This is a genomic window from Asticcacaulis sp., assembly GCF_027484505.1.
Taxonomy (GTDB): Bacteria; Pseudomonadota; Alphaproteobacteria; order Caulobacterales; family Caulobacteraceae; genus Asticcacaulis.
Genome location: NZ_JAIXSV010000007.1, coordinates 1 through 14,684 on the forward strand (window position 1 = coordinate 1; position 14,684 = coordinate 14,684).

Annotated in this window: 12 protein-coding genes; 6 read left to right on the plus strand and 6 right to left on the minus strand. The window is 62.7% G+C overall.

All coding sequences use genetic code 11. From position 1 onward, the window contains the following. Window positions 1-13 precede the first annotated feature (13 nt). From Q0072_RS00315 to Q0072_RS00325, 3 genes are all read right to left on the minus strand, one after another. A complete protein-coding gene (locus Q0072_RS00315) occupies window positions 14-361 on the minus strand; it encodes an ArsC family reductase (RefSeq protein ID WP_298324106.1) in 348 nt (115 codons plus the stop codon). A gap of 43 nt (window positions 362-404) precedes the next feature. Continuing rightward, window positions 405-1,715 (minus strand): nitrate/sulfonate/bicarbonate ABC transporter ATP-binding protein, encoded by a 1,311-nt coding sequence (locus Q0072_RS00320; protein WP_298324108.1) that lies wholly within the window; start codon window positions 1,713-1,715, stop codon window positions 405-407. Window positions 1,716-1,818: 103 nt separating this feature from the next. Next, complete coding sequence (locus Q0072_RS00325; protein ID WP_298324111.1) at window positions 1,819-3,576, minus strand: ABC transporter permease subunit; 1,758 nt, start codon at window positions 3,574-3,576, stop codon at window positions 1,819-1,821. Between the two features lie 361 nt (window positions 3,577-3,937). Between Q0072_RS00325 and Q0072_RS00330 the strand changes: the two genes are divergently transcribed. The 5 genes from Q0072_RS00330 (at window position 3,938) to Q0072_RS00350 (ending at window position 10,724) form a co-directional block, all read left to right on the plus strand. Next, entirely contained in the window at window positions 3,938-4,513 is a 576-nt protein-coding gene (locus tag Q0072_RS00330; RefSeq protein WP_298324113.1) for a sigma-70 family RNA polymerase sigma factor, read from the plus strand. Then, window positions 4,488-5,453, plus strand: coding sequence for a FecR family protein (locus Q0072_RS00335; protein WP_298324115.1), 966 nt, complete (start codon window positions 4,488-4,490; stop codon window positions 5,451-5,453). The genes Q0072_RS00330 and Q0072_RS00335 overlap by 26 nt, the downstream gene beginning before the upstream one ends. A gap of 120 nt (window positions 5,454-5,573) precedes the next feature. Then, window positions 5,574-8,585, plus strand: coding sequence for a TonB-dependent receptor (locus Q0072_RS00340; RefSeq protein ID WP_298324117.1), 3,012 nt, complete (start codon window positions 5,574-5,576; stop codon window positions 8,583-8,585). A 54-nt stretch (window positions 8,586-8,639) separates the two neighbouring features. Continuing rightward, window positions 8,640-9,599 (plus strand): alpha/beta hydrolase, encoded by a 960-nt coding sequence (locus Q0072_RS00345; RefSeq protein ID WP_298324119.1) that lies wholly within the window; start codon window positions 8,640-8,642, stop codon window positions 9,597-9,599. 6 nt (window positions 9,600-9,605) lie between these two features. After that, complete coding sequence (locus tag Q0072_RS00350) at window positions 9,606-10,724, plus strand: pectinesterase family protein (RefSeq protein ID WP_298324122.1); 1,119 nt, start codon at window positions 9,606-9,608, stop codon at window positions 10,722-10,724. A 599-nt stretch (window positions 10,725-11,323) separates the two neighbouring features. On the opposite strand, the gene Q0072_RS00355 is transcribed toward Q0072_RS00350, so the two are convergent. The 3 genes from Q0072_RS00355 to Q0072_RS00365 all read right to left on the minus strand — a co-directional run bounded on the left by Q0072_RS00355 (window position 11,324) and on the right by Q0072_RS00365 (window position 13,412). Beyond that, window positions 11,324-11,935 carry a hypothetical protein gene (locus tag Q0072_RS00355; protein WP_298324125.1) on the minus strand — a complete coding sequence of 204 codons (612 nt, stop codon included), beginning with the start codon at window positions 11,933-11,935 and terminating at the stop codon, window positions 11,324-11,326. A 113-nt stretch (window positions 11,936-12,048) separates the two neighbouring features. Further along, entirely contained in the window at window positions 12,049-12,723 is a 675-nt protein-coding gene (locus tag Q0072_RS00360; RefSeq protein WP_298324128.1) for a DUF2490 domain-containing protein, read from the minus strand. A gap of 98 nt (window positions 12,724-12,821) precedes the next feature. Then, on the minus strand, window positions 12,822-13,412 hold the full coding sequence (locus Q0072_RS00365; protein ID WP_298324131.1) for a phosphoribosyl-AMP cyclohydrolase: 591 nt from the start codon (window positions 13,410-13,412) through the stop codon (window positions 12,822-12,824). A 161-nt stretch (window positions 13,413-13,573) separates the two neighbouring features. Here Q0072_RS00365 and Q0072_RS00370 point away from each other — a divergent pair, with 161 nt between their 5' ends. Next, entirely contained in the window at window positions 13,574-14,680 is a 1,107-nt protein-coding gene (locus tag Q0072_RS00370) for a histidine kinase (RefSeq protein WP_298324134.1), read from the plus strand. Window positions 14,681-14,684: the final 4 nt, after the last annotated feature.

Below are 14,684 nucleotides of genomic sequence, written 5' to 3' on the forward strand. Positions count from 1 at the left end.
CCCCCCTCTGACCTCACGCAAACAAGGCCGCATAGACCTCCGGCTTGAAGCCGACGGTGATCGTACCGTCCTTATCCAGCACCGGGCGTTTGATCATCGACGGATTGGACAGCATCAGACGGATGGCCTTGCCCTCATTAATGTCGGCCTTGTCGGCTTCGGGCAGAGCCTTGAAGGTCGTGCCCGCCTTGTTGAGCAGAACCTGCCAGCCAACCTTCGAAGACCAGTCCTTCAGATGCGCCTCATCTATGCCCGCGACCTTATAGTCGTGAAAGGCATAGGCCTGCCCCTGCCCTTCCAGCCACAGGCGCGCCTTCTTCATCGTATCGCAGTTTTTGATGCCGTAGAGGGTCAAGGCCATGAGGGGACTCCTGTCTGTAAGATGAGCCCCCTCCCTAAACGGCTTACACCACGTCCTCAAGGCTGAAACGATCGGCCTTTTCGTCATAGTCGAAGGCTTCGGCATAACGGCCCCACTGCACCACCGAACGCAGGGTTTGCTGCGCGAAGGTTTCGGACATGTGGGTTTCCAGTTGGTCGCGCACGCGCCGCGCACTCAGCCCCGCCTCACCGCCGGTTTCGAGCGCATGGCGGATATGGGTGGCCAGCGGCACATGGGTCAGGAACTGCTGGCGGAACAGATGTTTGCGGCCATCGACATCGGCCTCGACAAAGGCCTGACCGGGGGGCAGCAGCAGCAGGTCCCCGCCTTCCAGTTCGGCAAAGCGCAGCAGTTGCAGCACTTCGGTAATGGGGAAGAGTTCGTCGGCTTCGTACTGAAGCTCAGCCGCCAACGCCGGTAAGTCGGCCTTGCCGGCATAGGCCGACCCGGCCAGCGCCTCCATCAGACCGGCCAGAATATTGGTCGAGACACGCGGCAGGACCATGGCCATGCCCATCCCCGCAAACAGGCCTTCCTGCGCCGGGGCTTTGGGCGTGCGCGTAGTCATGCGGCGGTAGATATCCTCGACCAGCGCGCGGAAGGCCGGGTCCAGACGGTCGCGTGGTTGCGGCAGATCGACGGTGATTTCGGCCACCACCCGCCCCGGATTGGACGAAAAGACGAGGATGCGGTCGCACATCAGCACCGCCTCCTCGATATTGTGCGTCACGATCAGGATCGACTTGAGCGGCGTGCGCCCTTCGAACCACAGGTCGAGCAGATCGGTGCGCAGGGTTTCCGCCGTCAGCACGTCGAGCGCCGAAAAGGGCTCATCCATCAAAAGGATATCCGGATCGACGACCAGAGCCCGCGCCAGGCCGACGCGCTGACGCATCCCGCCCGACAACTCCTTCGGGTAGGCGTTTTCAAACCCATCGAGTCCGATCAGGTCGATGGCCTTCAAAGCGCGTTCGCGGCGCATCGCCGGAGCCACGCCCTGCGCCTCAAGGCCGACCTCGACGTTTTGCAGCACGCTCAGCCACGGGAACAGGGCAAAGCTCTGAAAGACCATGCCGACATTCGCCTGCCCGTCCAACGCAGAGGGGAAGCGGACCGTGCCTTCGCTGGGCTCGATCAGGCCCGCCACGGTGCGCAGCAGGGTTGATTTACCGGAGCCGGAGCGCCCCAGAAGGCCGACGATTTCATTGGCATTCAGGGTCAGATCGACCTTGTCCAGCACGGTGTGGCCGGTGGATTTGCCCTTTTCATAAACGTGCGACACCTGACGCAGTTCGACCAGAGGGCAAGCGGGGGTGAATTGGGTGTGGGTCATGGGAAAGCTCCTTCCCTCAAAGCGCTTGCCGAAAAGCGTGATGCACTTTTCGGCTAAAAAAGCGCGTTAAACCAAGAATTTAGAGCGTGATAACGCTCTAAGATCAGTTCAGACGCAGGCGGCGTTCGGCGAAGACGTAGAGGCGGCGCCACACGATGCGATTAAAGGCGATGACGAACAGGCTCATCACGGCGATGCCCAGCACCACGCGGGGATAGTCGGCCGCGGCGGTGGCGCGGGCGATATAGGCCCCAAGGCCCGCCGCTTCGAGGTGGGTATGGCCCCAGTCCACGGCCTCGGCCACGATGCTGGCGTTCCACGACCCGCCCGAAGCCGTCAGGGCCCCGGTCACATAGTAGGGAAACACCGCCGGCAGGGCGATCTGACGCCACCATTGCCAGCCCCGGATACGGAACATCTGCGCCACCTCTTTCAGGTCGCCCGGAATGGCGCTGGCCCCGGCAATGACGTTGAAGAGGATGTACCACTGCGTCCCCAGCACCATCAGCGGCGACAGCCACAGATTGGCATTGAGGTGCAGGCCGACGATCAGCATGACCGCGAAGGGGAACAGCACATTGGCCGGAAAGGCCGCCAGAAACTGCGCCAGAGGCTGAAGCCGCTCGACCCACACCGGGTGCAGACCGATCCATACGCCCACCGGCACCCAGATCAGGCTGGCCAGCGCAATCAGCACCACCACCCGCAGCAGGGTCAGGCTGCCCAGACCAAACGCCAAGCCAATGTCGTTGAGGCTTAGATGCGCGGCCACATAGTGCCCCAGCGTCCACAGAGCAAACAGGCAGGCGACACCCAGAACGACGGCCCAGAGGGCATCCCCCAGCGGCGACGGGGCCCGGCGGGTCGGGCGGCTGATGCGGCGCGGAGTGGCCGCGGGCCAGCGGGCTTCGAGCCACACAAAGGGTTGCCGCAGGACCTGACCCAGCCGCGCCAGACCGCGCGAGCGCCGCAGAAGGTCCAGCACCCACGAGCGCGGGGCCTGACCCGACGCCGTCTGTTCAAAGCGGAAACGATCCGCCCAGGCCACGACCGGCCGGAACAAGAGCTGATCATAGAGCAGAATGACCAGCCCCATGGCGAACACGCCCCAGCCGACGGCCCCGAAATCCGCCCGGTCGATGGCCAGAGCCAGCCACGAACCGATCCCCGGCAGGGTCAGGTGCGTATCGCCCACCGTAATGGCTTCCGAGGCCACGACGAAGAACCAGCCGCCCGACATCGACATCATGATGTTCCATACCAGCCCCGGCATGGCATAGGGCAGTTCCAGCCGGATAAAGCGCCGCCACGGCGAAAAGCCGAACTGACGGCTGACCTCATCGAGGTCCGTCGGCACGGTAGTCAGCGACTGATAGACGCTGAAGGCCATGTTCCACGCCTGACTGGTGAAGATGGCGAAGATGGCTGCGGCTTCGGCCCCCAACTGGCTGCCCGGAAACAGGCCCATGAACAGGGTCACGGTAAAGGTCAGAAAGCCCAGAACCGGGACGGACTGAAGGATATCGAGCGCCGGAATGATCAGAAGGGCCGCGCGGCGGCTCTTGGCTGCCAGAGTGGCGACAGTGAAGGTGAAGACCAGTGACGCCGCCAGCGCCGCAAACATGCGCAGAGTCGAGCGCAGGGCATATTCCGGCAGTTGCGCCAGATCGAGCGTGACGGGTGTGGACTTTAGCTGAGACAGCGGCTGATCCATGGCGGATGCGCCATGAAAAACCAGCACCGCCGCGCCGGCCAGCAGCAGGAAGGCGGCGATATCGGGGAGTGACACACCGTAGCGGTCGGCGCGGGACGCACGCACGAGCGGGCGCGCGCCCTGACTATCTTCGAAAAAGAAGACCATCGGCTTACCTTTGATACTGAGGCCGCAAAGGCCGGTATCGGTAAGCCGGAAACCCGTTTACCCGATGCGCGGTCCGTGCGGCAATGTGGATCGACGACTGTCGTCGGGCATGGGTTTAGGTTCCTGATAAGCTTGTTCCAAAGGGTAGGATAACCCGTGGAAACAAGAATGCGCGCGGCCAATAGGCCCGCGCGCAATCGTTGTCAAACGGTAATCTCAGCAAAAGGGGCGGTTCCTACGCGCTCAGTGAGCGGCGTACAGGCCTACAAGGCCGCAACTGGGGCAGAGTGCCTTTCGGTCATTGCCAAACAAAAATTTACGGAAGTCGTCCGCTCAGGCATCATAGTATCGGGAGGCCTGAATGGAATCCGCGCCGGATCACATCATTCACTGGGTGGCTTCGCAGATCCTGCCTCATGAGGCGGATGTGCGGGCGTGGCTGATGCGTGCCCGGTTGGGGCGTGACGACGCCGAGGATATTCTTCAGGAATCCTACTGCCGCATGGCGGAACTGAGCCATATCGAGCACATCACCTCGCCGCGCGCCTACTTCTTTACGGTGGCGCGCAATATCGCTCTGATGCGGCTGCGGCGGGCGCGCATCGTGCGCATCGAAAGCGTGAACGAGATCGACCGGCTGGAGGTCATGAGCGACCTGCCCTCGCCGGAGCAGGTCAGCGTTGCCCGGTCCGATCTGGCGCGTCTGAAGCGGGTGATCGCCACCCTGCCCGCGCGCTGCCGTCGGGTGTTCGAAATGCGCAAGATCGAAGGTCTGCCGCAAAAGGAAATCGCCCGCCGTATGGGCCTGAGTGAGCATATGGTGGAAAATGACGCCGCCAAGGCGCTGCGTCTGATCATGAAGGCAATGGCCGAAGACGAACCCCGTCTCCAGCCCCGAAAGGAGTTTATGCGTGGCACCGACGCCGGTCGAAACTAGCGAGCAGATCGAGCGCGCCGCCAGTCTGTGGGCGGTCAAGCCACGTCCGCTCTCGCCGGAGGACGCGGCGGCGCTGAACGCATGGCTGGCCGGTGATCCGCGGCGGCGCGGGGCGCTGCTGCGCGCGGAGGCCGGCTGGCACAGCCTGTCACGCGCGCAGGCGCTGGGGCCGTCCGCACAGTGGCAGGACAAGGCCGCCAGTCTGTTTCCTCTGCCCTCACGGCGACGGTTTCTGACCGCCGCGGCGGCCGGCGGCGGGCTGATCGCCGCCAGTCTTCTGGTCGTCTTTGCCCTGCGGCAGGACGAGGCCATAACCCATATGGGCGAAATCCGCCGCCTGCCCATGAGCGACGGCTCGATCGCGGCGCTGAATACGGACAGCCGCCTGCGCATCGACATGGCCGAGAGCGAACGCCGTATCGAGCTGGTCGAGGGCGAGGCATGGTTCAAGGTGGCGCACAACCGCCAGCGTCCGTTTATCGTCAGCGCCGGTCAGAGCCGCATCAAGGCCGTCGGCACCGCCTTTTCAGTGAAGAAACACCCTGACGGGGTTGAGGTGCTGGTGACCGAGGGTACTGTGCAGGCCTGGTCGGTCGCCGACGGTCGCGAAGCCGTCCTGCTGCGCGCCGGGGAACGCACCGTCCTGCGTGAGGATCAGCCGGTCAAGATCGTCCACGCCCCCGACGCCATCGACAGCGATCTGGCGTGGCGCGAAGGGCAGATTGCGCTGAACGGCAAGACCCTGTCGCAGGTGGCGGCGGAGTTCAATCGCTATAACCGCATCCAGATCGTGATTGAGGACGAGACTCTGGGGCGCGAGCGCCTGATCGGGCGGCTGAGCGCCAATGATCCGGAGGCCTTTTCCGGGGCCGTGGTCGAAGCCTTCGGGGCGAACATCCACAAGACCGACAAGGCCATAGTGATCGGCGCAAAAAAATAAATGCGCCGCATACGGAAGTCCGTTTGCCAGACATCGTAACTCAGGAAGGTCCAAATCCAAAATAATCGGGACCTTCAATAATAATGCGCACCACGGGGCGCTTCTACAGGGAAAATTCTGATGACGAATGCATTTATGCGCGCGTTTAATGGCCCGTTGCTGCTCGCCGGCGGCACGTTGCTTATGGTTTCCGCCGTGCCCGCTCAGGCACAGGACGCGGTCAAGTCGTTCAACGTCCCGGCACAGGCGGCCGAACGCGGCATCCCGCAGTTCGCCCAGCAAGCCAGTATCCAGCTCATGGCGCCGGAAAAGGTCGTGAAGGGCAAGCAGACCGCCGCCGTTCAGGGGAATATGCCGGTACGCGAAGGCCTGTCACGCCTGTTGGCAGGCACCAATCTGACACCGGTTACCCGCGCCAACGGCATCATCGTGCTGGCTGAGCAGATCCCGGCGGCGCGCGACAACGCCATCCCCATCACCCGCACCGCCTATGCGGCCGACACCACCGCCTCTGACGAGCCCGCCGCCGCCCCGGAAGAAACCGTGGTCGTGGTCAAGGGCATCCGCGGTTCGCTGAGCAAGGCCCGCGCCATCAAGCGCCGCGCCGCCAACGCGGTCGAAAGCATTGTGGCCGAAGACATCGGCAAGATGCCGGACCTCAACCTCGCCGAATCGATCCAGCGCGTGCCTGGCGTGGCCATGTCGCGCGAAGGCGGCGAAGGGCGCAATATCACCCTGCGCGGCTTTGGTCCGGACTTTACGCGCACCACCCTGAACGGCATGGAAGTCCCGGCCAGCAGCGACGGCCTCGACAGCGGCGGCGTCACCCTCAATGCGGGCCGCGCCTTCGACTTCCACCTGTTTGCCTCCGAACTGTTCAACCGCATTGACATCGAAAAGTCGCAGAAGGCCTCGACCGAAGAAGGCGGCATTGCCGGTACGGTCAACCTCTATTCGGCGCGCCCGTTCGACTTCCGCGACGACTTCACTGTCTCCGCCTCGGCGCAGGCCAATTACAACACCCTGAACGGAAAGGCCGATCCGCGCGTCGCCCTGCTGGTCAGCAGGACGTTTGCCGACGGTAAGTTCGGGGCGTTGCTCTCCGTGGCGGCCTCCAACCGCACCGTGCATCAGGAAGGTTATTCCAGCGTGCGCTGGACCTCGCCCTACGCCAATGGCGACTCGTGGGCCAAGAGCAACCCGACCGTAAGCGGTACGCCGAAGGCCTGCGGGGCCGCCAGTGCGCTCGACTGTCTGTGGGCCCCGCGCCTGCCGCGCGCCGACTATTTCGGCAATGATCAGAAGCGCATCGGTGTCACCGGCTCGCTGCAATACAAGCCCACCGAAAACGCCCTGATCACGCTGGACGTCCTGCATTCGGAACTGACCAATGACCGCGACAGCTATAATTCGATGGAGTGGCTGCTGACGCACGGCACCGCCGGTAACTTTACGGGCCAGACGCCGCTGTCGTTCAAGATCGGGGCCGACGGCAAGACCCTGGTCGCCGCCGCCTTTAACGATGTGACCTCGTGGTACGAAAGCCGTCGTCAGGATTCGCAATCGACCTTCGATCAGGTCGTCCTGTCCGGCCGCTTCAAGGTCAATGAGCGCCTGACGCTGGACGCCATGGCCGGTTCGGCGGTGGACGATGCCGACCGTACCGAACTGCGCTTCTACTATCGCTCGGTGCCGCACTATTACGCCTATGACTACAGCGGCAATGCCTATGTGCCGAGCATCAGCTTCGGCACCTATGATCCGAACAAGGCCAGCAACTATATCAACGCCCTGACGGCCTCGAACCGCATCAATACGGTGAAGAAGGAAAACTTCACCTCGCGCTTTGACGCCACCTACAATGCCGACAACGTGTCGCTGAAGGCCGGTCTCAGCTATAATGACCGCAAGGTGAGCTATGGTGAAGGTCTGGGTGCGACACCCAGCTTCGACCCGTCGAACTATACCCGTCCCTTCCCCGTCTCCAACTTCGGCAAGGGGCTGGACGGGCCGGGCCTGCTGCCCTTCCGCGTCGCCGATTTCGACGCCATCGCCGCCGCAGGCATCATCAAGGGCGGCTATACGGAGAACACCGGCGCAGGCTGGACCGTAGGCGAAGAAACCCTGGGGGCCTATGGCGAACTGAACGCCGAATACGACATCGCCGGGATGCGCCTGCGCACCAATGCCGGTCTGCGCTACGTCAAGACCAAGGTCAGCTCCAAAGCGCGCGTCAGCGGCACGCCGGTTGAGGTCAATGTCGATTACGACAACTACCTGCCCTCGATCAATGCGGCGCTGGATGTGCGCAGCGACCTGGTGGTGCGCGCCTCCTATGGCCGCAGCCTGACGCGTCCGGGCCTCAGCTCGCTGAATATCGCGGGGCCGGTCTTCGGCTACACCACGCGCACCGTGGGCAATGTCGGCAACCCGTCGCTGAAGCCCTATGAATCGAACGATGTGGACTTAGGCGTCGAATGGTATTTCGGCAATGAGGGGCTTCTGGCCTTCACCGTCTTCCATAAGGACATTGTGCGCTCACTGAAGACGGATGTGGTCAAACAGATGATCGACCCGTCCTTCTGGCCGGCCATCTATGCCGACCCGCTGTACGACACCTCCTACAATGCTGATCCGGCCAAGGTGCCCTACACCTTCACCATCCCGGTCAACAGCGACAAGGGCAACAGCGTCAAGGGCTTCGAGCTGACCTATAACCAGCCGTTCACCTTCCTGCCGGGGCCGTGGTCGAAGCTGGGGGTTGCGTCCAACTACACCCACGTGTCGGCCGAAGACTCCACGGGCCTGTCGCCCAACTCCTATAACCTGACCGTCTATTACGACACCGAGACCTTCGGGGCGCGCCTGTCGGTCAACAAGCGCGACGACTATCTGCTCAGCGAACCGGGCGGCAATGGTCACGTGCAGGAGCGCAAATACGGCCCCACCCACGTGGACTTTGCCTCCTTCTACAACGTCACGCCGCGCTTGACGCTGACCTTTGAGGGCATCAACATCACCGACGAAGTAGAGCGCATCTACGGCACCGGCGATACGGGCGATATGGATCTGACGCGCGAATACACCCACACCGGGGCGCAGTGGATTGTGGGCCTGCGTTATAAGTACTGATAAAATAAAGCGGCCACTGGCACCCGTCGGTGGCCGCCTTTACAGGAGTAAACCATGCGGCTTTTGCCCGCCCTTACCGTCGCCGTGCTGGGTCTGGGGCTCCTGACCCCCGCCCTCGCCGCCGACCTGATCCCCGTGGATGACAGCTACACCGTCTCGCAGCGGTTTGAGCGCTATAAGGATCAGTATGCGGGCATAGGCTGGCCCGTGGCCGAGTTCCAGAGCGGGCAAAAGGTGCTGTTTGACCGCCGCTATAAAAGCATCGGCGGGCGTGAACTGCATATCGACGTCTTCCTGCCGGTCGCCGGGCACGCCAATGGCAAGGGTATCCTGCTGGTGCACGGTGGCGGCTGGCGGTCGGGCAATAAATCGCACTTCTACGCTCTGGCCACCCGGCTGGCGCAGCGCGGCTATGCCGTCTTTCTGCCTGAGTTTCGCCTGTCACCCGAAGCCCCCTACCCGGCGGGTCTGATCGACGTCAATGACGCCCTCGTCTGGGTCAAGGGGCAAGCCACGACCTTTGGCATCGACCCTAAGCGGCTGGCCATTGGCGGCGCCTCGTCCGGCGGGCAGATGGCCGCGCTTCTCGCCTATACGGCGGACACGCCCCTCTACAAAAGCCGCGCGGGCGATGACACGCAGGTCAGCGCCCTGATCGACATTGACGGCGTACTCGACTTCACCACGCCGCTGGCCCTGCAATACGAAAACGCCGCGGGAGACACCTCTGCCGCCGGGCGGTGGCTGGGCGGCGCGATGGAAAAGGTTCCCGACCGCTGGCGCGAAGCCAGCGCGGCTCAGCACGTCAGCGCCGCCTCGCCGCCGACCCTGGTGATCAGCAGCGGCCTCACGCGCTTTACCGCTGGGCACGAAAGCGTTGAGGCCAAGTTGAAAGCACAAGGCATCGCCTATCGCTACACCGCGTTTGACAACGCCCCGCACGACATCTGGCTGTTCGATCCGTGGTTCAGCCGTATTGTCGATCTGATGGATGGTTTCCTGTCCGAACACTGAGGTCTCATGTCTGTACGCCCCACCCTGCTCGCCAGCGCCGTCGCCTGTCTGACCCTTGCGGCGCTGAGCCTCCCCGCCGAGGCCGCCACCCGTCTCAACGTGCGCCCGGACTGCGGTACGCAAAAGGCCTGTTTCACAAGGGTGCAGGCCGCGCTCGACGCTGCGCAAAAGGACACCAGCGACAATTGGGTCGTGATCGACGTGGCGGCGGGTGACTATTATGAAAAGGTGACGATCAGCCGCCCGAAGGTGCGCCTCAAAGGGGCCGGGACGCAACGCACGCGCCTGCACTTTAACGCCGTGGCCGAAACGGCGGGCAAATACCACCGCCGCAACTGGGGCACGCCCGGCTCGGCGACCCTGACCGTCAATGCCGATCAGGTGACGGTCGAGGGGCTGACGGTTGAAAACACCTTCGACTACCTCAGCAACGACGCGCGACTTAGCGACGACCCGCAGAAGATCAAAAATTCGCAGGGTGTCGCCGTGCTGCTCGATATCGACAGCGACCGCGTCCTGTTCCGCAAGACCGCGATGCTCGGCTATCAGGACACGCTGTTTGCCAATGGCAAGCGCGCCATTGTCCGCGACAGCGTGATCGCCGGCAATATCGACTTCATCTTCGGCAACGGGCAATTGCTGATCGAAGACAGCGAACTGCGCACCCGCAATCGCGGCGCGCCCACCCCGCCGGGAGAGTTCCATTCCTTCCTGCTGGCCCCCTCCACCCCCCTGAGCCAGCCCATCGGCCTCGTCGTCTATCGGTCGCGCCTGACGCGTGAAGCCGGTGTACCCGACGGCTCGGTAGCGCTGGCCCGGCCCTGGCACCCGACGACCACCTTCCCGGACGGGCGCTATGCCGATCCCAACGCCGTGGGGCAGGCCCTGTTTATCGACTGCGTAATGGACGCCCACATCCACCCCGACCACTGGACCAGCATGGGCGGCACGGCGCGCGACGGCACCAAGACCGCCGTCTTCCACCCACAGGATTCGCGCTTTTTTGAAAGCGGCTCGACCGGACCGGGGGCCAGACACCGCGACATCGGCATCCGCTGGAAAGACGCGCCCGACATCGCCACCGTGCGCCGTCAGCTCTCCGATGGCTGGCCGCAAGCAAACTGATCCTTCCTGACGCTTCGGCTCCCCGTTGATGCGTCTCACTGGCCGCCCTTGTCTCAAGACAGGGCGGTTTTTTTAGAGCTTCATGCCGAAAAGCAAGCTCTCCTTTTTTGAAACATTCATTAAATTTAATATATTAGAGTGAAATGATTTTTTAATGGAACCATAATTCAAGCGCCTCCCCTGATTTCAACCATAAGATTTTTTCGGTATTATTTGGGCGCAAATACGATAGCACCCACATCGTCCACCCTCTTAAAGCCCAGACCGTCGGGAGCGTAACAATGGCTCTTTATGATAGCCTATGGCTCGGCCCGACATGGTGCCCGGTCTCACGTTTAAACGCCCACTTTTTTAGGCTCTGGGACGGACACGGGAACCCCACAACGGTCTGTTTGCGTCATGGGATTTTGGTTGGATAACCCAACTGGCGAATAATGACCTCAATCTGTTTGGCGAGCTTAATATAGATCTCGACTGCTACGCTGCCGGTCCGCGTAACAATACATGAACTACCTCTTGGCGTTGCAAGTTTTCGCCCCACTCACCACACTTCATGGTAGTCAGAATAGTATGCACATTTACAAGTCTGCAATTGCAGCTTAATTCAACGCATAGCGCGCCTGCCACGCACCGGCCACCTCAGCAGGGGCCACGCCGATCGTCACATCCTCACCACGGGCTTCTTTCAGGCGGATAAGCCACGGCGTGCGCGATTGTGGCTGATAGGACTGGGCCATGGCGCGGATATCCTCTTCGGGCACCTCGAACACCACGCGGGTGAACTGACTGCATTCGCCGGGCATTTCAAACGCCGGGCAGTAGTCGATCCAATGCGTCACCGTGCTCGGTTTGACCTTCACGAGGCGATCGCCGATCTGATAGCGCACCTCCGATATCTCGCGGCGCGCCCCGCTGTAGGTCAGGTCGTGCCAGACCTCCCAGCGCGCCTGACCCGTTTGCCGGTCTATGCGCACCTGAACGTGGCCGTCCCAGATATAGGCCCCGTTTGCCGGCCCCGGCTTACGCGTCGCTTTCACGGTAGACAGAAGAATCGCATCGTCGAGGTGATCACCCTTGATGAGGGCACGGCGTGCAAAATGCGCCGGTTCAAGCTTCGCCAATCCCTTGGACAGGCGCATGTTTTCGACCGGAATCGAGTCGAAAGGTGGGAAGAAAAAAGCGACCATGACGGCCAGATGCAGGGCACTCATACGAAAATCCTTTAGAGCGCTTTCCGAAAAGTGTGATGCACTTTTCGGATAAAAAAGCGCGTTAAACCAAAAATTTAGAGCGCTATTTCGATTCAGAATGAACGAAATACGCTCTAAAACTGCGCCGTCAGGCTGAGGCTCAGAATGTGGTCAACAGCGTCTTCGCGGGGACGGCGCACCCACTGATGGATGTAGCCAGGCTCAAGGGTCAGCCGGGGGGTCAGCGGCACGGACACGCCCACGCTGTTGCGCCAACGTTCAAGGCCCTCCCGCTGGCCCCAATCCGTGGTATTCATCGCCCAGAAGGCCTCACTCCACACTACGCCGGTGACTTTTTGTGTGAGCGGTTGGCTGAACCGGAGCTGCTGACGCAGACGCCAGCCGGTATCATCCCGCCCGTCGATCCACCTTTGCTCCAGTCGCGTGCGTCCGTTTACAACAGCGCCGCCTTCGAAGGTGGCCACGCGATAGGTCGCCTGTTGCCACAGACGGTGTTCATCCGTCTTGGCGGGCCCCGGTGGGTTGGTTTGCACGAAGGCATACCCCAGAGCGCCGCGCGTGGTCGGGCTGAAAGCATAGCTAACGCTAGGGCGGATCAGATACTGTCCCAGACGCGAGGCGTCATTGTTAAAGCGCTTCTGCACTTCCACCGTCGCGGAGACGCGGTCATTCAGCTTGAATTGGGAATGCAGGCCACCCCAGACCGCTGTGTCTTCGCTCGCCGCCTGAGCGGCAAAAGGCACAAGACAACCAAAAGCGAGCGGCACCAGCCGGGTTATGCGAAACATCAAAGGGACCTTGAAAGAAAAAAGACGCAGGCGGGTCAGAAGACGGGGGGTCAGCGCCTGACCCGCCTGCACACGGCTTAAGTAAAAAGGGGGGGGTATTACTTAGCCGAGTAGGGCAGCGAAGAGTGGTGCAGAACGATACGCAACTTGCCTTCGCCGTCACGGACATAGCCCCAGGTCTTGTCCACCACAGTGACATTGCCCTTGGCGTCGGTCAGGGTGACATTGCCCATCGAAATGGCGCTGTCGCCCGTGATGACGATACCGGCATTGTCGATCTTGAAGCCGCGCCAGCTCTTGAGCGCAAAGCCCTTGTCGTTCGGGAACTTGGTGTCGCCGCCGACAAAATAGGCCAGCGCGCCGTCGCGGGTGGTGCGGAAGGTTTGCGGAGCCATCGTCAGGGTCGGCTTGAACAGCACCGGGCCGTAATTATAGCCATAGGCGCTATCCAGCACCTTTTCCGCCAGACGCTTGGCAGCGGCGTAGCCATTCTTGTCATTTTCGGTCGAAATGGCGACCAGCGCTTCGCCCCAGGCCTTCTGGGCGGCTTCGACTTCGGCCACGGTGATCGGGGCATAGACGGCCGGGCTGATCTGGGCGGCATTACCCGCCGCCAGTGCCGGGGCACCCGCAAAGGCCAGCGGCAGGGCGAGAGCCAGACAGGCAGCTTTCAGGTTCATCTTCTTCATCGTGTTGTACCTTTCCTCTTCAAACGCCGCCAGTCTCGTTGCGGCTCGTGAGGAGAAGGTAGAGGCAAACAGGACGACAGCGCATCCGCCGACTGGCGCGCTTTGCGGCCTAGGCCGGATGGCCTATGCACAACTGGGCTTTCCCGGTATAGAGACGGGTAATGGAAAGCGCCTCCCCCCTGCTGTCTGCGCAGATTGAAACCGTCGCCGAGCTGCGCGAGCTTTATCGCGCGGCCGAGGCGCGGGCAGCGCGTTTGCGGCTGTTGTCGCAGGCCGGGGGTGAGCTGGCGCTGGCCGAGATGACCACGGTCGAGACCGTGCTTCAGACCTGCGCCGGGCGACTGGCGCATTTTCTGGGGCGGGGCCGGGCGTCTATCGCGCCACAGGGTCCGGGGCTGGGTCTGCGCGCACCGGGTCAGAGCGAGGGGACGGCTACGGCCCCCTTCGCCTTCGTCATTATCGACGGCTTCGCCGATCTGAGCGACATTGCGGATACCGAGGACCGTGAAGCGGTGCGGCTCGTTCTGGAACTGATGGGGGCCACCGCCAGCCGCATCGAGCGTGAGGCCGAACGCGGTCGCCTGACCGCCACCCTGCGTGAGCGTGAACAGCGGCTGGAATACGTCGTCGGGCGGCTGTTTACAGCGCAGGAAGACGAACGCCGCCGCCTGTCGCATGAACTGCACGATGGCGTGGCCCAGACCGCGACGGCGCTGGTGCGCCTGCTCGAAGGCGGCACCGATCGCGCGCAGGAACCCGTCCCCGGGCCACAGCGGGTGCGTCTGGCCCAGATTGCGCGCGAGCTGGTGCAGGAAATCCGCGCCATTATTGGCGGTTTGCGACCCACCCTGCTCGATGATCTGGGCCTGCGCGCCGCCCTGCGCTATCTGACCGAGGCCCTGGAGACGGACGGTTATGCCGTGACCTTTGACGTGCCCAAGGGGGCCATGCCCCTGTCCTCCGCCGTCGAAACTGCCCTTTTTCGGGTGGCGCAGGAGGCCGTCAGCAATATCCGCAAGCACGCCGGGGGCCCCTGCCCGGTCACCCTGAGCTTAAGCGCCGATGCGCCGTCGGGCATCACCTTGCGTATAAGCGATGGCGGGCGTGGCCTGAGTCACACGGAGCCCAGTGGCCCGGAGGCACAGCAGGGCATGCATGTGGGGCGCGAAGTGATGCACGAACGTATGCTGGCCATTGGCGGACACCTCCTGTGGGAGGCCGGCCCCGGAGGCGTCAGCGTCACCGCCCACCTGCCCCAACCCTTGTGAGTGT